Raw genomic sequence first — 22,917 nt, 5'->3', positions numbered from 1 at the left:
AGGTCCAGCCGGGAAGCGGTCGGCTGGATCAGCTCGCCGATGGTGGCAGGGCGCGGTGACGATCCTGCGACAGACGCCGATCCAGCAGGGTTTTCGCCACCCCGTAGGCGATCCAGGCGACCAGGGCGGCGCCGATGACCGCGAACAGAAGCGAGGCCAGCATGGCGCCTGCGGCCATGAAGGCGAGAAGAAAGGCGATGGCCGCGCCGAGGCCGGCCGCGATCTGTAGGGTTTTCAAGCGCATGATCGCATAACGCGCCCGTCTGTTGCGGGTTGCGGGTCCCGCAACGGGTTCAGGCGTAGGCATAGGGTCCGCCGCGCTCCAGCGCCCTCTGATAGGCCGGCCGGGCATGGATGGTCTGCAGGAAGGCCTTCAGCTTCGGCTTGTCCGGGCCGTAAGGCGCGCGGCTGGCCCCGGCCTCCAGCGGGAAGCTCATCATGATGTCGGCGGCCGAGAAGGCCTCGCCGGCGAACCAGGGCGATTTCGACAACTCGCCCTCCCAATAGGCGGTGTGGGCTGCGATCTGGGGGTCGATGAAGCTGGACTGCGCCTTGTTCGAGATCGCCTTGACCAGCGGCCGTACCAGGCCGGGAGACCGCGTCGGCAGGGCGCCGAACACCAGTTTCAGCAACAGCGGCGTCATCGCTGACCCCTCGGCATAGTGCAGCCAGTAGGTGAAACGCCGCCCGGCCGCCGTCCCGGCCGTCGGCCTCAACCCGTGCCCCGGATAGGTCGCCAGCAGATATTCGATGATCGCCCCGGTCTCGGCGACGATGACATCCCCGTCCTGGATCACCGGCGACTTGCCCAGCGGATGGATGGCGCGCAGCTCGGGCGGGGCCAGCATGGTGTCGGCGTTCCGCTCGTAGCGCTTCACCTCATAGTCGAGACCCATCTCCTCCAGCAGCCACAGCACGCGCTGGGAACGGGAGTTGTTCAGGTGGTGGACGACGATCATGGCGCGGCTTTCCCCGGGATTTCGATCACCTTAGCGATGTTGACGCCGGGGAGGGCAAGCCCGGCGTCAACGCGTGCATCTACTCGCGCGGGGCTGCCCAGTCCGATCCCCGGAACACGCCGACGTACTGGACGTAGGAGTCGATCGGGGCGCTGGGCTCATCCAGCGCGAACCGCTGGACCGACGACTGGATGGTCATGAAGTCGCCGCCGGCCAGCGGAGAGCCGGCGGCGCGCGGGTTGAACAGGGTGATCTGCCCCGGTTCACTGGCCGCCTTCAGGGTCGCGGCGCCCTGGACCATCACATAGGGGCCGTCGATGTTGAGCATGTTGAGCCGCATCCGTTGCACGCCCTGCGGCGTCGGCGCGGGGATCTGCACCCAGCTGTCCAGCGACAGGACGATGATGCTGCTCATCGCCCGGGCGGCGGGCAGGTCTGAGGCCTTCACCCGCGCGGCGAACGACCGGGCGCCATTCACGCCCGATTGCATGACATGGAACAGGCCCCACAGCCCATAGGCGGGCCGGTCGCCGAGCTCGCCCGAGGTTACCGCTCGGCTGTAGGTGTTGAAGATGGTCGCCTCGCGTCCAGCCTTGGCGCGCAGGTCGCCGAGCACGCCGGACAGGCGCGCGGTCTCTGGCGTCTGCGTGGCCAGGGAGGCGACGGCCGCCAGGGCCATATCGGCCAGCGGCTCGGGATTGGCGCGGTCTTCTGCGGCGGCCGTCAGTGCGGCGGCGTCGACCGTCCCGCCCTGTTCGCCGATCCACTGTGCGAACAGCGGCCAGTCCTGGATCGCGTCAATGCCCAGAATCCGCACCCGCCGTTCGGCCGGCAGAGTCAGGTTCAGCGCCCGGATGCCGCGCAGCTTGGCCTCGAAGGCGGTATTGCCCCACTGGGCGCCGCTCTCGGACCAGTAGTCGAACACCCGGTCCAGCACGGCCTCGTCGCCGGTCTCAAGATATCGGTTCAGCATCGCACCCTGAACCGGATCCACCTCGGCCAGATAGTCGGTCAGGCCGGCACGGGCGTTGAGAAGGCTCAGCAGCTCAAGGTCCAGCACCTGGGGGGCCGCGACCCCATGGCTCTCGCCCAGCAGGATCAGTTTCTGCTGATAGAATTCGGCCGGGAAGTCGAACGACAGGCCGCCCGTCACTGGTCCGTCGGCCACGACATTGGCCCGCAACCACTCGACCTTGGCCGGATCGGCGTGGTCGATGAGCGCCTCGGCGGGCAACTGTGGCGGCATCTGCGCCATCGCCGACGACGCGCAGAACATCACGGCCGCGGCCACACCTGCGAGAATCGAACTCCTGATCATGGAAACCCCTCTTCGACGAGATCGTCGTATCGACAAGAGGCTGGCCGGTCGTCCCATAGATGCGCCGGGAAAGGTTATATTCTTGTAATGTCGGGATTTCCTGTCAGGCGCGCCCGCTCCAGCGGCGGCGGGGATGGGCTTGAGCTTGCGACTGGCGCGCCCCGCGTTTTGGGTTCGGCGCCACGCCCGTGCGCCGGCTTTGCCACAGCTCATAGGCCAGGGTGGCCAGAGCCAGCTTTCCGGCATGCCGACCGGCGAACCCGCGTCCGCTCTTCGACAGCAGAAGGCCGCCGATGACGGTGGCGATACGGGACAGGGCCATGGGGCGTCTCCTTTGATACGCGAACACAACGGCTGCGCACGGCCCAGGTTCACCGCGATTGAAACCCTGCGTGCTTTCGCCCACACCGGACCCATGACTACGCCCGAACCCCGCCTGACCTCCCTGGCCCATGGCGGAGGCTGCGGCTGCAAGCTCTCGCCCGCCGTGCTGCGCGACATCCTGTCGAAGACGCCGCAGGCCGCCGCCTTCGCCAACCTGATGGTCGGGACCGAGACCTCCGACGACGCGGCCGTCTGGCGGCTGAACGATCAGCAGGCCCTGGTGGCGACGACGGACTTCTTCATGCCGGTGGTCGACGACCCGTTCGATTTCGGGCGGATCGCGGCGACCAACGCCCTGTCGGATGTCTATGCCATGGGCGGGCGGCCCATCTTCGCCCTGGCCCTGGTCGGGATGCCGGTGAATGTCCTGTCGACCGGGACCATCGGCCGAATCCTGGCGGGCGGCGCCAGCGTCTGCGCCGAGGCGGGCATTCCCGTCGCCGGCGGCCATTCGATCGACAGCGTGGAGCCGATCTACGGACTGGTGGCGCTGGGCCTCGTCCATCCCGACAGGGTCCTGACCAATCGCGGGGCGCGGGCAGGGGACGTCCTGATCCTGACCAAGGGGCTCGGCGTCGGCGTGCTGTCGGCCGCGCTCAAGCAGGAGCGGCTGGACGCGGCCGGGTATGCAGCGCTCATCGCCTCGACCACGAGGCTGAACAGCGTCGGCGCCGATCTGGCCGGGACCGACGGCGTCCACGCCATGACCGACGTGACCGGCTTCGGCCTGCTGGGCCATGCGCTGGAGATAGCGCGCGGCTCGGGGCTGGGCATCGAGCTGGATGCGGGCGCCGCGCCCCTGCTGGAGGGTGTCGAGGCGCTCGCCCGCGATGGCGTCCGCACCGGCGCCTCGGGCCGCAACTGGGCGTCCTGCGCCGAGGCGATCGCCCTGCCGTCCGGGTTCGACGACTGGCGCCGCGACCTGCTCACCGATCCCCAGACCTCGGGCGGGCTTCTCGTCGCCGTCGCGGCCGAGGCGGCCGGGACCACGCTGGCGACGATCCGCGCGGCCGGATTCGACCAGGCCGCCGTCGTCGGCCGCGTCGTCGAGGGCGCCGGGGTGCGGGTCGTTTGATCCGCCGCACCACCGATCTGTCGCCCGGGGCCCGGGCCGGGTTCGACGCGATTATCGACGTGCGCAGCCCCGCCGAGTTCGCCGAGGACCACATCCCCGGCGCCATCAACCTGCCGGTCCTCGATGACGCCGAACGGGCCGAGGTCGGGACCATCTATGTCCAGCAGTCCAAATTCCTCGCCCGCCGGATCGGCGCGGCGAAGGTCGCCCGCAACATCGCCGCCCATCTCGACGGGGCGCTGAAGCATCGCGACGGGAGCTTCCGCCCCCTGATCCACTGCTGGCGCGGGGGCCAGAGGTCGGGGGCCATGGTCGCCGTGATGGACCAGATCGGCTGGCCGGTGACCGTGCTCGACGGTGGCTACATGACCTGGCGGCGCACGGTCCAGGCGGTCCTGTATGGCGAGGCCGCATGGTCCGTCATCCTGCTCGACGGCGGCACCGGCTCCGGCAAGACCGCTCTGCTGCCACGCCTCGCCGAACGCGGCGTGCAGGCGATCGACCTGGAGGGCCTGGCGGAGCATCGCGGCTCCCTGTTCGGCGCGACCGGCCGTCCCCAGCCGTCGCAGAAGCTGTTCGAGAGCCGTCTGTTCGAGGCGCTGGGGACCCTCGACCCGACGCGCCCGGTGGTCGTCGAGGCCGAGTCCAGCCGCATCGGCGCCCGCACAATCCCGCCCGCCCTGTGGTCGGCCATGGGCCGCGCCCCGGTGATCGAACTGACCGCGCCCGTCGAGGCGCGCGCCAGATTCTCCGCACGGATCTATGCCGATATCGCCGCCGACGCCGCCGCCCTGGAGACCGCCCTCGGCCGCCTCCCGCCCCATCATTCGAAGGAGACGATCGCGGACTGGAAGGCGATGGCGCGGGAGGGCCGCACGGTCGAACTCGCCGCCGCCCTGGTCGAGGAACACTACGACCCCGCCTACCGCCGCATGTCCGCGCGGCGCGACCGGCCCGTGATCGGGCGGGTGGAGATGACCGAGGTGCTGGACGCCGACCTCGACCGCGCGGCGGACCAAATTACGGAGACCCTCTCCAGGCGGGAGAGGGCTTGAGGCTCGCAGAGCGCAGCGATGCGCCAGCCGGAAGGGTGAGGGGGCGGGTGCAAACCGGTGAGGCACGACCCTCACCCTTTCGCGCAAGTCCGATCGCTGCGCTCTCGGGCGCTCAAGCCCTCTCCCTCCGGGAGAGGGAGAGCATTTCCACAATCCGCTCCGCCGCCACCGCCGCCCCATCCTCGCGCGACGCCAGAACCCCCAGCCGCCTCGCCGTCTCCACCCCCGTCGGATCCGCCAGCAACCGGTCCAGCGTCCCCGCGACCCGCTCCGCCGTATAGCGCTTGCGCCCCAGTGTCGCCCCGCACCCGAGCCGCACCACCCGCGCCGCATTGTCGAACTGGTCCCCGAGGAACGGCACGACCAGCTGCGGTCGACCCGCGCGCAGGGCCTGCTGTGTCGTCCCGACCCCGCCCTGGTGCACGATGGCCGCGGCGCGAGGGAACAGTTTCGAGAACGGCGCATAGGCCACAGCGATCGCGTCCGGCCCGTCGGCGACGCCGACATCGCCTTTTGGCCCCACCAGCAGCACAGCCCGCCGCCCCAGAATCCGGGCCGCCTTCAGGCTCTCGACATAGAAGCGTCCGGGGATGATCACCGCCGCGCTCCCCAGGGTGAAGACAATGGGCTCCGGCCCGGCGGCGAGGAAGGTCTCCAGCGCCGGCGACAAGGGCGTCGGCCCGCCGGTCTCGCTGTCGTAGCTGGCATGGCCGGTCACGGTGAACGCAGGCGGCGCGTCGGCCTGCGGCAGGCCCAGCAGCGGTGAATAAAGCCCCAGCGCCAGCGGCCGGTTCTTCAGTCCGTCGAGCAACAGACTGGCCCGCTGCGGCTCCAGACCCATCCTCTGCCGAACCCGATCCGCGGGCCCGGTCCAGGCCGCCCCCCTGGCCCGCGCGCCCGCGAGAGTCAGCCGGTTCAGCGCCAGCCGCCACCCGCCTGAGACCGGCGCCAGCCACGGCGCGTTCGGCAGGGCGGGCGGGTCAAAGGCCGAGAAGACGATGGCCGGCTGCAACGCGACCGGAACGAAGGGGACGCCGAGAACATCCGCCGCCATGGCCGCCCCGGCGGCGAAGGTCGATCCGACAATCGCGACCGCGCCTTGAGCCACGGCCAGCAACTGCCGGGCCCCGCGCTCCAGATGCGGCAGCAGCATCTTCTCGAACAGGAAGCCGCTGGATCGCGTCACCGCCTCGGTGATCTCCACCTCCGTCATCCCCATCATGACCTCGAGCTCGGCGATGCTCGGGCCGATGGCGTGGAAGGTCAGGCCCTCGGCCCGGATCTTGTCGCCATGCTGTGGCGAGGAAGCGATCTCCGGCTCGAACCCCCGCGCCTTCAACGCCAGCCCGAGGGCGATGAACGGATGCAGGTCGCCGAGTGATCCGGCGGTGGCGAGGACGATGCGGGGAGGCATGACGAACCCTAGCACACCCCGGTGAAGGTTCGCGCTGGCGTCCCGTGACGCCGGTGCTAGCCTCCCTGTCATGACCCGATCCCGTACGGCTGCTATCTTCACCTCCCTCAGCCTCTGGGTGATGGTCGCACTGGTCGGAGGCCTGGCGGCGGGCGCCGCAGCCCAGGCCTGGGGCATCCCCGGCGGGACCGGGACGGTGGCGGTGATCGACGCCCTGGGCCAGCTGTGGCTCAACGCCCTGAGGATGACGATCGTCCCCCTGGTCTTCAGCCTGCTGGTGACCGGCATCGCCTCCATCGCCGACGCGGCGGCGACCGGCCGGCTGGCGCTCAAGGCGGTGATCGTCTTCGCCCTGCTGCTGCTCGGGGCCACGGTCTATGCCTTCGCCTCGTCGCTGGGACTGCATGCCCTGTGGCCCATCGGCGCGGACGGGGCCGCCGCCCTCCTCGCCGGCGCCCCGCCCGAGGCCGCGCGCGAGGTCGCCGAGAACGTCGGAGGCGGCGGCTTCGGCGCCTTCCTGACCAGTCTCGCCCCCGCCAACCCGATCCGGGCCGCGGCCGACGACGCCATCCTGGCCATCGTGGTCTTCGCCATCGCCTTCGGCTTCGCCACCACCCGGCTCGACGCCCGTCTGCGCCAGCCCGTCGCCCTGTTCTTCGAGGCGGTCGCCCAGACCATGATCGTCATCGTCCAGTGGGTGCTGGCCGTGGCGCCGCTGGGCGTCTTCGCCCTGGCCCTCGGCGTGGGGCTGCGCGCCGGCCTCGGCGCCGCCGGGGTGCTGGGCCACTATATCGCCCTGGTCTGTCTCAGCCTGATCGGCCTGATCCTCCTGACCTATGTCGTGGCCGTGGTCGTCGGCCGGATCGGTCTCGGCCGCTTTGCGCAAGGCGCCGCGCCGGCCCAGGTGGTGGCCTTCTCGACCCAGTCGTCGCTCGCCTGCCTGCCGATCATGGTCGAGCGCGCCATTGACCGCCTCGGCGTCTCGACGGCGACCGCGGGTCTGGTCCTGCCGCTGGCGGTGGCCGTTTTCCGCATCACCAGCCCGGTCGCGAACCTGGCCGTCGTCATCTATGTCGCGAAGCTGACGGGGACGGAGATCACCACCGCCACCATGCTGGCTGGAGGCCTCGCCGCCCTGGCCGTCAGCATCGGCACGGTCGGCCTGCCCGGACAGGTCAGCTTCTTCGCCTCCATCGCCCCGATCTGCCTGGCCATGGACGTGCCGCTGGAGGTCCTGCCCCTGCTGCCGGCGGTCGAGGTCGTGCCCGACATCTTCCGCACCGTCGGCAATGTGACGGCCGACCTGGCGGCCGCGCGGATCGTCGAGGGGCGGGACGCCGCAGCGGATCCGGAGGCGGCGGCGGGAATCTAGTCGCGCGTACCATTGCCCGTCTTGCCGTAGTCCGCCCGCCAGCGCAGCTTGTCGAGGACGGTCGCCGCGCGGAGTAGGGCGGTCGCTTCTGCGGTCTTGCCCCGGCTCAGCAGCCAGGCCGCGCGGCGCACCGCCTCGGCAAGGGCGACGTGGGCATCGACGGGTGGGATCTCCCCGGCCTCGACCAGCCTCTCCAGACCTCCATCCGGCTCATCCGCCCCGCCCCGGATCGGCTGCAGGTCGATCTGACGGGCATAGGTCTTTCGCGTCCAGCCCTCGGCCATCGCCCGCCGCCGCAGGTTGGCCAGGCCGACGTCGAACCGACGGGCCAGCGACGGCGCCGACTCCCCGGCGATATAGGCCTGCCGGACCCGCGCCCAGGTCTCCGGCCCGCGATATTTGCGCAGACGATGGTGTTCCATCCGCACAGCCTGGCATGCGCCTGCGTCGAAAACGGTCGCAGGCAAGCCCAGTATCAATTCTTATTTACCCGGGTAAAATAATCGGCGTATATATACCCGGGTAGAAAAGGAGGTCGTCATGACCCAATCGGATCGCAACGCCCTGATCGCGGCCTACAAGGAGCGCAAGACCGTCGCGGGCGTGTTCGCCGTCATATGCAGCGCCACAGGCGAAGTCTGGGTGGGGCGCAGTCTTCATGTCGAGACGCACCGGAACGGGCTGTGGTTCTCGCTCAGGGTCGGCGGCTATCCCGACCCCGGGCTTCAGTCGGCGTGGCGCGTGCATGGCGAGGACGGCTTCAGGTTCGAGGAGCTCGATCGGCTTTCGACCGACCTCTCCAGTCTGGAGCGCGACGGGGAGCTGAAACGGCGCGCCGCGCTTTGGAAGGCCCGGCTCCAGGCCCGCGCCCTGTAGCCCGTCCTTCGATTGCGCAGTCGGCGCAATGTGCAGGAAAATGGCATAGCCAGTCTGGTCGAACTGGCCGGTTTCTGCGGTCAATGACTGTTCGAAATCGTCGGGAACTGGTCGCGGGCCGCAGTCACGGCAATCCGCCTGTCGGCCAGGACGGCGTTCCCACGCCGAGCAACCACCAGACCACCCCGGCAACCCCCGCCAGATGCAGGAGAATTGTCAGGCCGAGCTGCGTTCTGAACGGTTCCTTGCGGGTCTTGTGACGCAGCACATGCTGGCCGAGCCATGCGCCAAAACCGCCAAACAAGGCGGCGCCCAGCAGGACGCGTTCGGGCGTTCGCCGGGCTCCCGCTCCGGCCGCCCGCTTGTCCAGCCAGAACCGGGCGAACGCATGCAGATTGCCGAGCGCCAGAAGGACCAGAAACAGGTCGACCCGGCTCAGCGACATCAGTGCGCGTAGTCCTGGATCGGCCGTACATCCAGCGTGTCCGCCTGGATCGCGCCGATCGCCTGGGCCGCCGCCAGGGCCCCCGCCGAGGTCGTATAGTAGGGCACCTTGGTCATCAGGGCCGACCGACGCAGGCTGAAGCTGTCCTGCAGCGACTGCTTGCCCTCGGTGGTGTTGATGACCAGCTGGACGTCGCCGTTCTTGATCGCGTCAACGATGTTCGGACGGCCTTCCAGCACCTTCTTCACATAGCCGACCTTCAGGCCCAGGGCCTCCAGATAGGTATGGGTGCCGCCGGTGGCGATGACCTCGAAACCCTGGCTCAGCAGCAGTTTCACCGCCTCGACGATGAACGGCTTGTCGTCGTCCTTGACCGAGACGAAGGCGCAGCCGGCCGTCGGCAGGATGGTGCCGCCGCCGATCTGGGACTTGGCGAAGGCGCGTGCAAAGGCCGGGGCCATGTCGGTCTCGCCCGGACGCTTGAAGTCCAGGCCCATGACCTCGCCGGTCGACCGCATTTCGGGGCCCAGGATGGTGTCGACCCCGGCGAAGCGGGCGAACGGGAAGACCGCCTCCTTGACCGCGATATGGTCGTAGGGGACGTCCTTCAGCCCGAAGGATTTCAGCGGCACCCCGGCCATCACCTTGGCGGCAATGGCGGCGACGGGCAGGCCGATGGTCTTGGCCACGAAGGGCGCCGTGCGCGACGCGCGCGGGTTCACTTCCAGCACGAAGATGCGCGGGTTGTCGCTGTGCGGCTCCTCGATCGCGAACTGCACATTCATCAGGCCGCGCACCTTGAGGGCGCGCGCCATGGCCTCGGTCTGGCGCTTCAGCTCGGCGACCGTCTCGGGCTTCAGCGACCACGGCGGCATCGAACAGGCGCTGTCGCCCGAGTGGACGCCCGCTTCCTCGATGTGTTCCAGGACCCCGGCCACGAAGACCGTCTCGTCGTCGCACAGGGCGTCGACGTCCACCTCGGTGGCGCGGTTCAGATAGTGGTCGATCAGGACGGGGTCGTTGCCCGACACCCGCATGGCCTCGCCAACATAACGGTCCAGCTGCTCGCGGTCGTGGACGATCATCATGCCGCGGCCGCCCAGCACATAGGAGGGGCGCAGGACGACCGGATAGCCGACCTCTTCCGCCTTCTGCGCGGCCTCTTCGGCGCTGCGGGCCAGGCCGTTGGGCGGCTGCATCAGGCCGATGTCGTTCAGCATGACCTGGAACCGCTCGCGGTCCTCGGCCAGATCGATGGAGTCCAGCGACGTGCCCAGGATCGGGATGCCGTCCTCGTGCAGGGCGTGGGCCAGTTTCAGCGGCGTCTGGCCGCCGAACTGGACGACGACGCCGATCAGGTTTCCGTTGGAGCGCTCGACCTCGATCAGCTCCAGAACGTCCTCGGCCGTCAGGGGCTCGAAGTAGAGCCGATCGGAGGTGTCGTAGTCGGTCGACACCGTCTCCGGGTTGCAGTTGACCATGATGCTCTCGACTCCGAGGTCCGCGAAGGCGAACGCCGCGTGACAGCAGCAGTAATCGAACTCAATTCCTTGCCCGATCCGGTTCGGCCCGCCGCCCAGAATTATCGCCTTTTTTCTGTCGGTTGGCTCGGATTCGCACTTCGGAATCTGGCCCAGGGCGCCGGTCTCATAGGTCGAATACATATAGGCGGTGGCCGAGGCGAACTCGGCCGCGCAGGTGTCGATCCGCTTGAACACGGGACGCACGTTCAGCGACCGGCGCAGGTGGCGAACCTCGCGTTCCGTCGAGCCCGTCAGCTGGGCCAGGCGGGCGTCGGAGAAGCCCTTGGACTTCAGGCGGCGGAAGGCGGTTGCATCGTCTTCCCGCACAGCATTTTCACTCCGTGCATCCCGGCGAAGGCCGGGATCCAGATCGCGAACACTGTCCTGACCCTCGAGGCTTCCCTCTGGACCCCGGCCTTCGCCGGGGTGCACGGAATAGGGGGAAGGCATGCCGGGAAGGCCGCGCACTTTGATGTGTCCCTCTTCCCGTACGATGTCGGCGATCTGGCGCAGGAACCACGGCTCGTACGAACAGGCGGCGTTGACCTCCTCGACCGACAGGCCGTGGCGGAAAGCTTGCGCGATGACGAGGATGCGGTCGGGCGTGGGCATGCCCAGCGCCCGCACCACGGCAGCCCGGATGGAGGCGTCGTCGGCGGGGCCGCCAAGAGTCGGAGTAACGCCTTCGATCTCGATCTCGTCGAAGCCGCTGAGGCCGGTCTCGAGGCCTCGCAGGGCCTTCTGCATGGATTCCTGGAAGGTCCGGCCGATGGCCATGACCTCGCCGACCGACTTCATCGACGTGCCCAGCAGGGGCTCCGACCCCGGATATTTCTCGAAGGCGAAGCGCGGGATCTTGGTCACGACATAGTCGATCGACGGCTCGAACGAGGCCGGCGTCACCATGGTGATGTCGTTGGTCAGTTCGTCCAGCGTGTACCCCACGGCCAGACGGGCGGCGACCTTGGCGATGGGGAAGCCGGTGGCCTTGGAGGCGAGAGCGGAGGAGCGCGACACGCGCGGGTTCATCTCGATCACCACCATCCGGCCGTCGGCCGGATTGATCGCCCACTGCACGTTCGATCCGCCGGTCTCGACGCCGATCTCGCGCAGGACATTGATCGAGCCCGTGCGCATGCGCTGGTACTCCTTGTCCGTCAGCGTCAGGGCAGGGGCGACGGTGATCGAGTCGCCCGTGTGCACGCCCATCGGGTCGATGTTCTCGATGGAGCAGATGATGATGCAGTTGTCCGCCTTGTCGCGGACCACCTCCATCTCATACTCCTTCCAGCCCAGCACCGACTCCTCGATCAGCACCTCGGTGGTGGGCGACAGGTCGAGGCCGCGCAGGACGATCTCCTCGAACTCCTCGCGGTTGAAGGCGATGCCGCCGCCGGTGCCGGCGAGGGTGAAGGACGGGCGGATGACGGCGGGCAGGCCGACGAACTCCAGCCCCTCCAGCGCCTCTTCCATGTTGTGGGCGGCCTTGGACTTCGGTGATTCCAGGCCCAGCTTGTCCATGGCGTTGCGGAATTTCTGGCGGTCCTCGGCCCGGTCAATGACATCGGCTTTCGCCCCGATCATCTCGACGCCGTACTTCTCCAGCACCCCGTTGGCGTCCAGCGCCAGCGCCGTGTTCAGGGCCGTCTGCCCCCCCATCGTCGGCAACAGGGCGTCGGGCCGTTCCCTGGCGATGATCCGCTCGACGAACTCCGGCGTGATCGGCTCGATATAGGTCGCGTCCGCCATGTCCGGGTCGGTCATGATCGTCGCCGGGTTCGAGTTGACCAGGATGACCCTGTATCCCTCGGCCTTCAGCGCCTTGCACGCCTGCACCCCCGAGTAGTCAAACTCGCACGCCTGCCCGATGACAATCGGGCCTGCTCCAATAATCAATATGGATTTCAAGTCTGTACGTTTTGGCATGGCGCTCTGGTCTTAGTTCGTCACGACCGCGCATTCCCAGCCGTCGTAGTCGAGCTGGAAGGCTGCGGCCCAGGATTGCATCATCGACGAGACGGGGACGAAGCTGGCTTCGTCCACCGCCATGGTCGTTTCGAGAACGGTCGAGTCGCCCTGCCCCCGGGTCAGGAAGCCGGCGCGACGGGCGACCTCGTTCAGGTCGTCGTGTTCGCCTTCGCCGTTGAAGTAGAACAAAGTGTGGCGAGGGGTGATCCCGGTATCGCCATGAGTCATCAAGGACGCGCGGATCATCGCATCCCGGTCTTCGTGGCTGATGAGGTCGTCGTGCAGGGTCGTCTCTCGCTCGCGCGCGAACGGCCGGCGGCGCTGTTCGGCGGGCCGGTTTCGTTCGGGTTGTCGGTTAAGCGGCCCGTCTAAAGACGGGGGGCCGGAGGGGCAACGAAAAAAGGGCGGCCCCTTGTGGGGCCGCCCTGTCAGTCTGGCCTGCTCATGGATTTAGAACGGGCGGAAGTTCACGCCCACGAAGAAGCGACGGCCGTAGGGGTCGAAGTTGGAATAGAGCGTCTGGCCCAGAGCCGGGCTTTGCTCTTCGTCGAAGGCGTTGACCACGCCGAAGCGCACCGTCGTGTCCTCGCGCACCTTGTAGCGGACGGTGAAGTCGTTCCGCACGAAGTTGCCGGTGTCGTTGTACTGAGTGTCGCGGTTGTCTGCATTCAGCACGAAGTCACGGTTGCGCTGGATGTTGTTCGCGGACTGCCAGTCGGCCGTCCAGTTCACGCTCCAGATGTCGTTGGGCGTGTAGGTCAGCGACGAGGTGAAGCGGACGTTAGGATAGAACAGGTTGCCCCGGTCCGACGTGAAGTTCGTCGGCACCGCCGGGTCCAGGAAGTTCTCCTGCTCCAGCAGCCACGAGCCGGCGATCGAATAATCCAGGCGACCCCAGGCGCGGCCCATCATCTCGTCGAAGTCGTAGCCGTAGCGGGCCGTGAAATCGAGACCACGCGTGGTCAGGGCGGCGTAGTTGCCGGCCCCTTCGATGAAGCCGCCGATCGGGTCGTTGGCCGGGGCGCCCAGGCCGAACGGGATGTCAGGATTGTTGCGGAAGATGCTGGCGCAGGCGGTGCTGTTCAGACCGGGGCCGCTGACGCAGTTGTTGGCCGCCGTCTGGGCCGACACGAAGGCGATGACCTGGTCCAGCTCGATCTCATAGTAGTCGAGCACCAGGCTGAAGTTGGGGATGAACCGGGGCTGGAGCGCGACCGAGAAGGTGAATGATTCAGATTCTTCGGGCGTCAGGAGCGGGTTGCCGCCCGTGAGGCCCGAAACCCCGCCGGAGTAGATCGGGTTGAAATCGTCGGTGTTGGTCGCCGTGACGCCGTTGAAGTCGAAGGTCCGACCTTGCTGTTGGGCCAGGGCGGTACAGTTGGCGACGCGGTTGGCCCGGATGTCAGCGTTCTGAACGATGATGCTGGCTGTGGCGCAGGGATCGACGAAGCCGTTGGCGAAGGTCTCGCCCAATGGCCCAAAATTTTCGCTCAGATCGGGTGCCCTGAACGAGGTGTTGAAGCTGGTCTTGAAGGTGACGTCGGCGATCGGACGATAGACGAGGTTGACGCCGTAGACGTCGCCTGTGCCGGCGGTGGTGTAGTCAAAGGCCCGGTAGGATCCGCTCAGCTCCGCATATTCACCCAGGAACGAGTCGAGGAACAACGGCAGGGACAGCTCTCCGAAGTACTCATCACTCTGATATTCCGACCCTGGAAAGTCTGGTCCGCCGTTAAGGAACAGGGCGCGGCCGGCCGCCGAGGCGTCGCGGCCCACGGCTTCGGTGTATTCGCGGCGATGCTCATAGCCCAAGGCGATGCCGATGGCGCCGGCGCCCCAGAAGTCCCAAAGCTGGCCGGAGACCGAGCCGATGAAGTCTTCCTGTTCGTTGCGCTCGGTGTAGTTGACCGAGGCATTGATGTAGTCGCGGGCGGCCTGGCTCTGGTTGCCGACGCCGAAGATGTTCAGCGGCTGGCACTGAGCGACGGCATCGCGACCGACCTGGCTGTCGTGCAGGTCGTTGAAGGGCAGGAAGTAGTCGTCCAACGGTAGACTGCGGGCATCCAACAGACGCGAGCGGCAGACGACGGCGCCGGGCGTACCGAGGACGCCTGCGGTGTCGCGAACTGCATCGGCCGCGAGGTTGACTCGCAGGGCGTCAGTGCCCGTCTCGGTCTCTTCGACCTCAACCTGACCATAGGTGTAGGACAGGGTCCAGTTCAGGTTCTTGACGAAGCTGACCTGATCGTAGTTGCCCTCCAGCCCGATGACGTAACGTTGCAGTTCACGCGTCGAGATCTGGTCACGGTCCTCGCCGAACAGGGTGTGGCGCGCGTAAGGCGCCGCCACTGTGCCCGTCGCCACGCTGGCGGAGTCGGCGGTCGGCGGAGCGTAGGTCGTAATGCGATTGGCGTAGATCGCCTGACGCAGGTTGCCGGGGATGAAGGCGTTGTCCGCGATCCGCAGACCTTGGAGATTGAAGAAGTTGTAGTTCGAACCGATCTGGTTCGCCGTCGTCGGACCGCCGTAAAAGGTGTTCGGCAGGCCGTCGCCCAGAATGAAGTCGTAGAAGTCCGGCTGTGACGAGAACTCGGTATCCTCGGTGATGTATTTCGCTTCGGCGGTCGCCGTGATGCTGCTGCTCACGTCGAAGGTGGCGCCGACCTGGTAACGCTGGGACTCGGACTGCGGAACCCGGGTGATCGTGCTGAAGCTCGCCGGGTTGTCGCCGTCGCCGCCGATGTTGTTCGGACGGTTGGCCCCGGTATTGCCGATGCGTGTGCCGAAGTTGGCCAGGCGCGCCGCCGGGCCGTCGAACACATAGGTCAGGCCGGGCTGAACCGAATAGCAGGTGGTGCTGGTGGCGGCGGCGCAGTTCGCGAACGGCACGTCCGGATCGTTAAGCGCCGAGGCCTGCTGATTGTTGGCCAGGGTCGTCTGACCCCAGCGCGGGCGCTGAAGGGTCACGTAGCCACGGAACAACTCGTTATCGCGTTGACCGTCGAAGCGGGATGCGGCCGGGTCGGCATCGACGCCGAGCAGGGCGGTTGAGTCGCGTAACCAGTCGATGTCCAGCGAGTCGACGGCGTCCAGTTGCTCGTACTCGGCGAAGGCGTAGACGTTCAGGCGGTCGTCGAAGAAGTTGTGACCCAACAGGGCGGAGATGCGCTGGGATGCCTCGCCGTCCTGGTTGATCTGACCATAGTTCGCGTCGATCTCCAGACCTTCGAAGTCTTTTCGCAGTACGAAGTTCAGAACGCCCGAGACCGCGTCGGCGCCATACACCGAGGAGGCGCCGCCGGTGATGATCTCGACGGTCTGTATCAACAGACGGGGGATGGTGTCGACATCGACCGACAGGGTGCCGCCGGCCGAGCCGACGTGACGGCGGCCATCGACCAAGGTGAGGGTGCGGCCCGCGCCAAGCGAGCGCAGGTTTGCAAACGACAGGCCGCCGATGCCCAACACACCCGTGGTGTCGGACGGGACCTGCGAATTCGACAGGGCCGGGATGGTTGCCAGGAAGTCGATGACCGTCGCCTGGCCCGTGGTCAGCAACTGCTCGCGCGACACCTGGATCAGAGGAGTTGGAGCATTGACTGGATCACGACGAATGCGTGAGCCCGTGACGACGATTTCGTCCAGCTGAGCAGAGTCGTCCTGTTGTCGGGCGGTGACATCGACGGGCGCCAGGGTGTCTTGACGCTCGTCAGCGGTCGGTATGGTGGAAGGAGGCGCGGACTGGGCGAAAACAGGGCCGGCCAGAGCGAGTGCTCCGGAGATTATCGAGGTGGCAAGAAGGCGGGAACGCAAGACGGACATCGAAGACTCTCACTGAACACGCGCTTTTCGCCCCCAAGGGCGTGCGCTTTTGAGCGTGTCAGAAACCGTCAGGCAGTATCCGCGTCAAGCGTTACCGTAAAAAATAGGACACTATTTCGCTGTTATACTAACAGAGTTCAACGCAATGGTGTTTTTCTTCCTTCTGGTGCCGAGAGAATGGAACTTACTCAGCGCTGCTGCGTTCGGACGCGCTGAGACGCAATCCAGCCTGGCAATTCGCTAATGCTATCCAGCAGGCCGAAGCGCGGGTGATCGACCGGCGGCTCGGCGATCTCGTGCGCCCAGGTGACGTGATAGGGGATGTGGACGGCGAAGGCCCCGGCCTCAATGGCCGGGATGACGTCCGACTTGACCGAATTGCCGGCCATGACCGCCTCGTGGGCGCCCGTGCCATGGCGGGCAAATACGCGGTCATAGGTGCCCCGATCCTTCTCCGAGACGATCTCCACGGCCGCGAACAGATCGCCGAGGCCGGACGCCGCCAGCTTGCGCTCCTGGTCCAGCAGGTCGCCCTTGGTGACCAGCACAAGGCGATACTGTTCGGACAGCCGGTGCAGGGCCTCGTCGACGCCCGGCAGGGTCTCGACCGGATGGGCGATCATCTCGCGGCCGGCGGCGAGGATTTCGCGCAGGACGCCCGGCGGAGGCTCACCCTCGCACAGCTCCATCGCCGTCTCGATCATGGACAGGGTGAAGCCCTTGATGCCGTAGCCGTAGAGCCTCAGGTTCCGGCGCTCCACCTCGGCCAGGCGCGCCTCGATGAGCGCGTTGTCGTGGTCGCCCAGCAGATCGAGGAACCGCGCCTGGGTAAGGCGGAAGATGGTCTCGTTGTGCCAGAGGGTGTCGTCGGCATCGAGCCCGACTGTGGTGATGGTCATGGTCGAGCCGATATCAATTTCGCCGATTCGTGATATGCGAGAGCCTTCAGCGAGGGGAGAGACGCATGAACGACTTCATCCAGCCTTACAAGAAATACGCCCAGTTCACCGGTCGGTCGGACCGCAAGGAGTTCTGGTATTTCGTCCTGTTCTACATCATCGCCTGCGTGATCCTCGGGATCGCCGATGGCATGCTGTTCGGAACCGGTCGAGCGGTGATGGGCGATGGCGAGTTCGAGTTTTCCTCCTCCGGCCCCCTGACGGGGATTTTCGTGCTCGGTTCCTTCATCCCGATGCTGGCGGTGGCGATCCGGCGGCTGCACGATACCGGCAAGACGGGCTGGTGGGTCCTGTTGGGCCTGATTCCCTTGATCGGGACCATCATTCTGATCGTCTTCTACGCGCAGAAGGGTCAGCCGGAGGCCAATGCCCATGGCGAGCCGCCGGAAGGCAGTCGCGCGGCCTGACGGTTCGCGGGCGGCTATTCCGCTTCCGCAAGGGCTGTTTTCAGGAAGGTCAGGGTGCGCGGCCAGACGTCGGCGCGGGCCGCGATCAGACCCTCCACCGTGCCGCCTACGGCGGTGACGTTCTGAAGTCCTGGCGCATCGGCGCGGACCGGCGCGCCGAAGACGGCGTGGCCCGCGTCCGGATAGGCGAGGTGCTCAACGGGATGGGCGAAGCCATGCGAACGTAGCCGGGCTTCGACGCGATTGGCCATCTCGGTCGAGGGCCACAGTGTGTCGGCTTCGCCCGAGACCAGAAGGATCGGCCCGGCGATCCGTTCGACCGGGATCTCGGCCTCCGGTGATGCGGCGGGGAGGCTGTCGCGATAAAGGTTGAAAATGCCGGTGAATCCCTTGCTGAAGTCGTAGGGGACATGCGGCAAGGGCTGACCCCCGGCGGTCCAGGACGAGCCCACCGCGCCGCCGGTCCGGTCGATCCCGGCCCAGACCACGTTCGACGGTACGGCCGCGACGACTGCGGCGATGGCCGGGTTCCGGCTGGCGACCAGCAGGGCCAGCTCGCCCCCCTTGGACACGCCGACGATGGCGACCGGCTCGGGTGTGCCCGGACGGGCGTTCAGCCAGGCCAGCGCCCGATCGACCGGCTCGATCGGGATCAGGTCCAGGGTCTCGGTCTGACCCGGCTCTCCGAAATAGGAGACGGCGACGGCGTCGAAGCCGTCGGCCGCAAGCCTGCGGGCCATCCGGCCTGAGCCGCCCAGCCCGCCTTCCGAGCCGCCCAGTACGATGACGGCGCCGCGCGAGGCTGTGGCAGGGCTGGCGGCGAAATAGTCGGCGACCAGATCCGCCCTGCGCACCTCCTGGGTCGGCGGGACAGTGGCTACAGCTGCAGTGGCCAGGGTTTGGGCCACGGCGGAGGCCGCGCTGCCACACGTGAGTAACAGCGCGGCGAGCAAGGCGGATGGGATTGAGGGCGACATCATTGGGTCTCTATAAGCAAAGAACTTTGTATAACAAAGTATATGAGAGCGCAAGGCCGCGACGTGATGCCGGCTTGTTCTTCTCCCCTGGAGGGCGTTGATCGGACCCATGCAGGCTCTCGGTCCAGACGTCGCTTCCGCTGTTGTCGTCGGTGCATCGGGCGGCATCGGGGCGGCCGTGGCCGACGGGCTGGCGGCGTCGGGACGTTTCGCCACGATTCACCGCCTGTCCCGCTCGGTCACGGGACTGGATCTGGAAGACGAGGCCAGCATCGCCGCCGCCGCCGGGCGAATCGCAGACGGACCGGCTCCGGTTCTGATTTTCGTAGCCACCGGCGTCCTGCACCACGGCGAGGCGCCCGAACGATCCTTCAGGGCGATGACGGCGGAGCACCTGCTGCGAGACTACCGCGTCAACACCGTCGGCCCGGCGCTCGTCGCCAAGCATTTCCTGCCGTTGCTGCCCCGCGACCGGCGCGCTGTGTTCGCCGCCCTGTCGGCACGGGTCGGATCGATCGGCGACAATCGTCTGGGCGGCTGGCACAGCTATCGTGCGTCCAAGGCGGCGCTGAACATGATCGTTCGCAACCTCGCGATCGAGATGGCGCGCTCTCATCCCCATGCGATTGTGGCGGGGCTGCATCCCGGGACGGTGAGTACGGGGCTGAGCGAACCGTTCCAAAAAGGGGTGTCGCCGGAAGCACTGTTCACCCCCGCTGTCTCTGCGGGATATCTGTTGGCCGTCCTTGACGGCCTGACTCCTGCGGACAGCGGCGGCGTCTTCGCGTGGGACGGTGCACGAATCCCGGCCTAGCCTGCGGACAGTCGAGCCGCTTGACGACGGCGGGTCGCCGGGGCCTTGTCGGGCCATGCAGGTCACTCTTCCGGCACGGCTTTACGGATGTCCCGACGCGTGGCTGCGCGAGCGCACGGGCCTGTTCGGACACACGTGGCTGTTCCTCGCTCATGAGGCCGAGGCGCCGGACGCCGGCGACTGGATCGCCACCGACGTCGCAGGGCATCGGTTGCTGATGGTGCGAGGAGCGGACGGCGCGCTGCGGGCCTTCCACAATGTCTGCCGCCACCGGGCCGGGCCGTTGGTCAGCGGCGTCGCAGGGAATTGCGGGCGCGAACTGGTGTGCGGCTACCACGGCTGGCGCTACTCGCTTGAGGGTCGGCTGAGGGCGGCGACGGGGTTCGGCGCCGCCGAGGGGTTCGATCCCCGCGAATTCGGCCTGTTGGGCCTGAGGCTGGAGACCTGGCGCGGACTGGTGTTCGTGACGCTGGACCCCGACGTTGCGCCCCTGGGCCAGACCGTCGCGCCGCTCGAGACGTTGCTGGCGGCACGGGGGTTTGACATCGCCCGCCCGGCCGCGCGCCGCACCCATGTCCTGGACTGCGACTGGAAGGTCTATGCCGAGAACTATCTGGAGGGCTATCACATCGGTTCGGTCCATCCCGTCCTCGCCGACGAACTGGGCCCGGCGGAATACCGCGTCCGGGTCGAGGGCGATCTGGTGATCCAGGAGGCGGTCGGGGTGAACGACGGACCCCAGGCCGGGGTCTGGGGCTGGCTGTGGCCCAACCTCGGGATCAATGTCTATCGCGACGGGGCGATGATCGAGCGGATGACGCCGGTCGGGCCGGGTCGGACGCGGCTGGACTATCTGTTCCTCAACGACGGCGGGGAGGGGGCGCTGGACGAGGCGCTGGTCGCATCGGACCGGCTGACCGCCGAGGACGCGGCCATCTGCGAGGCCGTGCAGAGGAACCTGACGGCAGGCGCCTATGAGACCGGTGTGTTGAGCGCGGTGCATGAGGGAGCGGTCGGCTGGTTCCAGCGCCGCATCGGGGAGGTCTATCGATGATCGAGACGCGCAGGCTGGGCTGGGGCCTGGCCGCCCTGGTAGTAGCCGGGAACATGATCGGGTCGGGCCTTTATCTTCTGCCCGCCACGCTCGCGCCGATCGGAAGCTCGAGTATCATCGGCTGGGTCGTCTGCGGGATCGGGGCCCTGACCCTGGCGTGGATGTTCTCGGGGCTAGGGCGGTTCCAGCCGACGGCAGATGGCTTGAGCGATCTGGCCGAACGCGGCATGGGCCGGTTCTTTGGTTATCAGGCAGCGCTCGCCTACTGGGCCGCCTGCGTGGCCGGCAATGTGGCGGTGGCCGTGGCGGGGACCGGCTATCTGGCCTTCTTCTTCCCCGTCCTCAAGCAGCCGGTTCCGGGCGCCCTGGCCAACCTCGGCTTCGTCTGGCTGGCGACGCTGGCCTACATCGTCGGCGCCAGGGCGGCGGCGCGGTTCGGCGCCCTGGCGCTGATGATTGGCCTTGTCCCGATCGTGCTGGCGGTCGTGGCCGGGGTGATGGCGTTCGATCCGGCGGTCTTTGCGGCATCGTGGAGCCCCGACGGCCGGCCGCTGACCGCGACCGTACCGGCGTCGCTGGCGGTGATCTTCTGGGCCTTTCTGGGCGTCGAGAGCGCGGCGGCCCTGTCGCGGCTTGTCAAGGATCCGGCGCGCGATGTCGGCCGCGCCAGCGTGGCCGGGGTAGTGCTGGCCTTTATCGTCTATGTCGCTGCCTGCCTGGCTGTGTTCGGGGTGATCCCGGCGGCCGACCTGGCGGGATCGACCAGCCCCTACGCCGATCTTGCGGCGCGGGTGCTGGGGGCTTCGCTGGCGGGCGTCGTCGCGATTTGCGCCATCATCAAGGTGGCGGGCACGGTCGCCGGCTGGACCATGATGGGCGGCGAGACCGCCCGGCGCGCGGCCGAGAAGGGCTATCTGCCGCGCTGGTTCGGTGGTGACGGCAACCTGCCGATGTCCAACCCGATCATCAACGGCGGGGTGATGAGCGTTCTGGCCCTGATCACGGTCCAGCCGACGCTGGGCGAACAGTTCGGGGTGCTGGTGGGGGTGACATCGGTGCTGACGCTGAGCATCTACGCCGTCTGCGCCGTGGGTCTGTTCCGAGCCGCGCCGTCGATGGGTTGGAGGCTGCTGGCGGTTTTCGCACTGGTCTTCTCGGTGTTCGCGGTCGCCGCCGCAGCCGGTCCCTACCTGAAGCCCACCATCGGCTTCTTCATCCTGGTGAGCATCGGCTGGTTGTGGGTGCGCCGCCGCCATCCGGTGGCGATTGACCCGCCCGCCCCGCCCCTTTAGTCACGCCGCCGTTTGAGCGCCGGGATTCGGTGCTATGAGGCGCGCATGACCGACAAGCTTCTCCCCGGCGCCACTGGCGTCCTCGCTCTCGCAGACGGCACGATCTTCCAGGGCGTGGGGGTCGGCGCGACCGGCTCGGCGCTCGGCGAGGTGGTCTTCAACACGGCGATGACCGGGTATCAGGAGATCCTGACCGACCCGTCCTACATGAGCCAGATCCTGGCCTTCACCTTCCCGCACGTCGGCAACACCGGCACGAACGTGGAGGACATCGAACAGATGGGCGGCGGGTCGGACACCTCGGCACGAGGCGCGATCTTCCGCGACCTGCCGACCGATCCGGCCAACTGGCGCTCGGACTCGAGCTTCGATGTCTGGATGAAGCGGCGCGGCGTCGTGGGCCTGGCGGGTATCGACACCCGCGCCCTGACCCAGCGCATCCGCGACCACGGCGCCCCCCACGCGGTGATCGCCCACGATCCGGACGGGCAATTCGATCTGGACGCCCTCGTGGCGCAGGCGAAGGCCTGGACCGGCCTCGTCGGCCTCGACCTCGCCAGGCCCGCCTCGACGCTTCAGGCGTTCGAATGGGACGAGGGCCTGTGGGAATGGCCGGACGGGCACCCGAAGACCGAGGGGCGCAAGACCGTCGTCGTCGTCGACTACGGCGTGAAGCGAAACATCCTGCGGGCGCTGGCCTCGACCGGCGCGAAAATCACCGTGGTCCCCGCCACGACGACGGCCGAGGAGATTCTGGCCCGCTCGCCGGACGGCGTCGTCCTGTCGAACGGCCCGGGCGATCCGGCGGCGACCGGCGAGTACGCCGTGCCCGAGATCAGGAAGCTGGTCGAGAGCGGCAAGCCGGTCTTCGGCATTTGCCTCGGTCACCAGATGCTGGCCCTCGCGCTCGGCGCCAGGACCGTGAAGATGGACCAGGGCCACCACGGCGCGAATCATCCGGTGAAGGATCTGACGACCGGCAAGGTCGAGATCGTGTCGATGAACCACGGCTTCACCGTCGACCGCGACAGCCTGCCAGACGCAGTCGAGGAGACCCACGTCAGCCTGTTCGACGGCACCAACTGCGGCATCCAGCTGAAGGGCCGTCCGGTGTTCAGCGTCCAGCACCACCCGGAAGCCTCACCGGGACCGACGGACAGCCTGTATCTGTTCGACCGGTTCAACGACCTGATGAAGGCCTAG

Annotated in this window: 21 protein-coding genes; 9 read left to right on the top strand and 12 right to left on the bottom strand. The window is 67.6% G+C overall.

Translation table 11 applies throughout. From position 1 onward, the window contains the following. Nucleotides 1-28: 28 nt before the first annotated feature. From ACP7AB_RS01510 to ACP7AB_RS01495, 4 genes are all read right to left on the bottom strand, one after another. Complete coding sequence (locus ACP7AB_RS01510) at nt 29-244, bottom strand: hypothetical protein (RefSeq protein ID WP_425988182.1); 216 nt, start codon at nt 242-244, stop codon at nt 29-31. Between the two features lie 49 nt (nt 245-293). Beyond that, nucleotides 294-959, bottom strand: coding sequence for a glutathione S-transferase family protein (locus ACP7AB_RS01505; RefSeq protein ID WP_425988179.1), 666 nt, complete (start codon nt 957-959; stop codon nt 294-296). A gap of 79 nt (nt 960-1,038) precedes the next feature. After that, on the bottom strand, nt 1,039-2,277 hold the full coding sequence (locus tag ACP7AB_RS01500; protein ID WP_425988176.1) for a hypothetical protein: 1,239 nt from the start codon (nt 2,275-2,277) through the stop codon (nt 1,039-1,041). A gap of 103 nt (nt 2,278-2,380) precedes the next feature. Further along, complete coding sequence (locus ACP7AB_RS01495; RefSeq protein ID WP_425988174.1) at nt 2,381-2,599, bottom strand: cysteine protease; 219 nt, start codon at nt 2,597-2,599, stop codon at nt 2,381-2,383. Between the two features lie 93 nt (nt 2,600-2,692). Between ACP7AB_RS01495 and selD the strand changes: the two genes are divergently transcribed. After that, nucleotides 2,693-3,736, top strand: a complete 1,044-nt coding sequence (gene selD, locus ACP7AB_RS01490) for a selenide, water dikinase SelD (RefSeq protein WP_426046079.1) — start codon at nt 2,693-2,695, stop codon at nt 3,734-3,736. Next, nucleotides 3,733-4,791 (top strand): tRNA 2-selenouridine(34) synthase MnmH, encoded by a 1,059-nt coding sequence (mnmH, locus tag ACP7AB_RS01485; RefSeq protein WP_425988169.1) that lies wholly within the window; start codon nt 3,733-3,735, stop codon nt 4,789-4,791. Before selD ends, mnmH begins: the two co-directional genes overlap by 4 nt. A gap of 112 nt (nt 4,792-4,903) precedes the next feature. On the opposite strand, the gene ACP7AB_RS01480 is transcribed toward mnmH, so the two are convergent. Further along, the gene (locus ACP7AB_RS01480) at nt 4,904-6,205 is read right to left on the bottom strand and encodes a glycosyltransferase (RefSeq protein WP_425988167.1); all 1,302 of its coding nucleotides are present in this window, start codon (nt 6,203-6,205) and stop codon (nt 4,904-4,906) included. 70 nt (nt 6,206-6,275) lie between these two features. On the opposite strand from ACP7AB_RS01480, the gene ACP7AB_RS01475 reads away from it, so the two are divergent. Then, on the top strand, nt 6,276-7,577 hold the full coding sequence (locus ACP7AB_RS01475; RefSeq protein WP_426046078.1) for a dicarboxylate/amino acid:cation symporter: 1,302 nt from the start codon (nt 6,276-6,278) through the stop codon (nt 7,575-7,577). Here ACP7AB_RS01475 and ACP7AB_RS01470 read toward each other — a convergent pair. Further along, nucleotides 7,574-7,999 (bottom strand): hypothetical protein, encoded by a 426-nt coding sequence (locus ACP7AB_RS01470; RefSeq protein ID WP_425988162.1) that lies wholly within the window; start codon nt 7,997-7,999, stop codon nt 7,574-7,576. The genes ACP7AB_RS01475 and ACP7AB_RS01470 overlap by 4 nt on opposite strands. A gap of 118 nt (nt 8,000-8,117) precedes the next feature. On the opposite strand from ACP7AB_RS01470, the gene ACP7AB_RS01465 reads away from it, so the two are divergent. After that, entirely contained in the window at nt 8,118-8,453 is a 336-nt protein-coding gene (locus tag ACP7AB_RS01465) for a GIY-YIG nuclease family protein (RefSeq protein WP_425988160.1), read from the top strand. 124 nt (nt 8,454-8,577) lie between these two features. Here the strand turns inward: ACP7AB_RS01465 and ACP7AB_RS01460 are convergent, their stop codons facing one another. From ACP7AB_RS01460 to ACP7AB_RS01440, 5 genes are all read right to left on the bottom strand, one after another. After that, entirely contained in the window at nt 8,578-8,898 is a 321-nt protein-coding gene (locus tag ACP7AB_RS01460) for a DUF1294 domain-containing protein (RefSeq protein WP_425988158.1), read from the bottom strand. Further along, on the bottom strand, nt 8,898-12,347 hold the full coding sequence (gene carB, locus ACP7AB_RS01455; RefSeq protein ID WP_425988156.1) for a carbamoyl-phosphate synthase large subunit: 3,450 nt from the start codon (nt 12,345-12,347) through the stop codon (nt 8,898-8,900). Before carB ends, ACP7AB_RS01460 begins: the two co-directional genes overlap by 1 nt. A gap of 12 nt (nt 12,348-12,359) precedes the next feature. Further along, nucleotides 12,360-12,635 carry a hypothetical protein gene (locus tag ACP7AB_RS01450; protein ID WP_425988154.1) on the bottom strand — a complete coding sequence of 92 codons (276 nt, stop codon included), beginning with the start codon at nt 12,633-12,635 and terminating at the stop codon, nt 12,360-12,362. A gap of 204 nt (nt 12,636-12,839) precedes the next feature. Continuing rightward, a complete protein-coding gene (locus tag ACP7AB_RS01445; RefSeq protein ID WP_425988152.1) occupies nt 12,840-16,211 on the bottom strand; it encodes a TonB-dependent receptor domain-containing protein in 3,372 nt (1,123 codons plus the stop codon). A 188-nt stretch (nt 16,212-16,399) separates the two neighbouring features. Beyond that, nucleotides 16,400-17,110, bottom strand: a complete 711-nt coding sequence (locus ACP7AB_RS01440; protein ID WP_425988150.1) for an HAD family hydrolase — start codon at nt 17,108-17,110, stop codon at nt 16,400-16,402. Nucleotides 17,111-17,175: 65 nt separating this feature from the next. Between ACP7AB_RS01440 and ACP7AB_RS01435 the strand changes: the two genes are divergently transcribed. Continuing rightward, the gene (locus ACP7AB_RS01435; protein ID WP_303696462.1) at nt 17,176-17,577 is read left to right on the top strand and encodes a DUF805 domain-containing protein; all 402 of its coding nucleotides are present in this window, start codon (nt 17,176-17,178) and stop codon (nt 17,575-17,577) included. A 14-nt stretch (nt 17,578-17,591) separates the two neighbouring features. Here ACP7AB_RS01435 and ACP7AB_RS01430 read toward each other — a convergent pair whose 3' ends face one another. Beyond that, nucleotides 17,592-18,485: an acyl-CoA thioester hydrolase/BAAT C-terminal domain-containing protein gene (locus tag ACP7AB_RS01430; protein WP_425988147.1), complete on the bottom strand. Its 894-nt coding sequence runs from the start codon at nt 18,483-18,485 to the stop codon at nt 17,592-17,594. A 178-nt stretch (nt 18,486-18,663) separates the two neighbouring features. Here ACP7AB_RS01430 and ACP7AB_RS01425 point away from each other — a divergent pair, with 178 nt between their 5' ends. The 4 genes from ACP7AB_RS01425 to carA are packed head-to-tail and all read left to right on the top strand — an operon-like array spanning nt 18,664 to nt 22,917. Beyond that, nucleotides 18,664-19,368, top strand: coding sequence for an SDR family NAD(P)-dependent oxidoreductase (locus ACP7AB_RS01425; protein ID WP_425988145.1), 705 nt, complete (start codon nt 18,664-18,666; stop codon nt 19,366-19,368). Between the two features lie 55 nt (nt 19,369-19,423). Next, the gene (locus ACP7AB_RS01420) at nt 19,424-20,422 is read left to right on the top strand and encodes an aromatic ring-hydroxylating oxygenase subunit alpha (protein WP_425988144.1); all 999 of its coding nucleotides are present in this window, start codon (nt 19,424-19,426) and stop codon (nt 20,420-20,422) included. Then, nucleotides 20,419-21,714, top strand: coding sequence for an amino acid permease (locus ACP7AB_RS01415; RefSeq protein WP_425988142.1), 1,296 nt, complete (start codon nt 20,419-20,421; stop codon nt 21,712-21,714). The genes ACP7AB_RS01420 and ACP7AB_RS01415 overlap by 4 nt, the downstream gene beginning before the upstream one ends. A gap of 45 nt (nt 21,715-21,759) precedes the next feature. After that, nucleotides 21,760-22,917: a glutamine-hydrolyzing carbamoyl-phosphate synthase small subunit gene (gene carA, locus ACP7AB_RS01410; RefSeq protein ID WP_425988140.1), complete on the top strand. Its 1,158-nt coding sequence runs from the start codon at nt 21,760-21,762 to the stop codon at nt 22,915-22,917.

Source organism: Brevundimonas sp. TWP3-1-2b1, from assembly GCF_049896165.1.
Lineage (GTDB): Bacteria > Pseudomonadota > Alphaproteobacteria > Caulobacterales > Caulobacteraceae > Brevundimonas > Brevundimonas subvibrioides_B.
Note: the sequence above shows the minus strand (reverse complement) of the source record. Positions and strands in the feature narration are given on the sequence as shown.

Excerpts from the sequence above, each read along its gene's own strand:
- ACP7AB_RS01495 (WP_425988174.1), bottom strand. The coding sequence starts at position 2,599 with ATGGCCCTGTCCCGTATCGCCACCGTCATCGGCGGCCTTCTGCTGTCG.
- carA (WP_425988140.1), top strand. The coding sequence starts at position 21,760 with ATGACCGACAAGCTTCTCCCCGGCGCCACTGGCGTCCTCGCTCTCGCA.
- ACP7AB_RS01435 (WP_303696462.1), top strand. The coding sequence starts at position 17,176 with ATGAACGACTTCATCCAGCCTTACAAGAAATACGCCCAGTTCACCGGT.
- ACP7AB_RS01500 (WP_425988176.1), bottom strand. The coding sequence starts at position 2,277 with ATGATCAGGAGTTCGATTCTCGCAGGTGTGGCCGCGGCCGTGATGTTC.
- ACP7AB_RS01510 (WP_425988182.1), bottom strand. The coding sequence starts at position 244 with ATGCGCTTGAAAACCCTACAGATCGCGGCCGGCCTCGGCGCGGCCATC.
- selD (WP_426046079.1), top strand. The coding sequence starts at position 2,693 with ATGACTACGCCCGAACCCCGCCTGACCTCCCTGGCCCATGGCGGAGGC.
- ACP7AB_RS01420 (WP_425988144.1), top strand. The coding sequence starts at position 19,424 with ATGCAGGTCACTCTTCCGGCACGGCTTTACGGATGTCCCGACGCGTGG.
- ACP7AB_RS01445 (WP_425988152.1), bottom strand. The coding sequence starts at position 16,211 with ATGTCCGTCTTGCGTTCCCGCCTTCTTGCCACCTCGATAATCTCCGGA.
- ACP7AB_RS01475 (WP_426046078.1), top strand. The coding sequence starts at position 6,276 with ATGACCCGATCCCGTACGGCTGCTATCTTCACCTCCCTCAGCCTCTGG.
- ACP7AB_RS01470 (WP_425988162.1), bottom strand. The coding sequence starts at position 7,999 with ATGGAACACCATCGTCTGCGCAAATATCGCGGGCCGGAGACCTGGGCG.
- ACP7AB_RS01465 (WP_425988160.1), top strand. The coding sequence starts at position 8,118 with ATGACCCAATCGGATCGCAACGCCCTGATCGCGGCCTACAAGGAGCGC.
- ACP7AB_RS01425 (WP_425988145.1), top strand. The coding sequence starts at position 18,664 with ATGCAGGCTCTCGGTCCAGACGTCGCTTCCGCTGTTGTCGTCGGTGCA.
- carB (WP_425988156.1), bottom strand. The coding sequence starts at position 12,347 with ATGCCAAAACGTACAGACTTGAAATCCATATTGATTATTGGAGCAGGC.
- ACP7AB_RS01460 (WP_425988158.1), bottom strand. The coding sequence starts at position 8,898 with ATGTCGCTGAGCCGGGTCGACCTGTTTCTGGTCCTTCTGGCGCTCGGC.
- ACP7AB_RS01480 (WP_425988167.1), bottom strand. The coding sequence starts at position 6,205 with ATGCCTCCCCGCATCGTCCTCGCCACCGCCGGATCACTCGGCGACCTG.
- ACP7AB_RS01440 (WP_425988150.1), bottom strand. The coding sequence starts at position 17,110 with ATGACCATCACCACAGTCGGGCTCGATGCCGACGACACCCTCTGGCAC.
- ACP7AB_RS01415 (WP_425988142.1), top strand. The coding sequence starts at position 20,419 with ATGATCGAGACGCGCAGGCTGGGCTGGGGCCTGGCCGCCCTGGTAGTA.
- ACP7AB_RS01505 (WP_425988179.1), bottom strand. The coding sequence starts at position 959 with ATGATCGTCGTCCACCACCTGAACAACTCCCGTTCCCAGCGCGTGCTG.
- ACP7AB_RS01450 (WP_425988154.1), bottom strand. The coding sequence starts at position 12,635 with ATGATCCGCGCGTCCTTGATGACTCATGGCGATACCGGGATCACCCCT.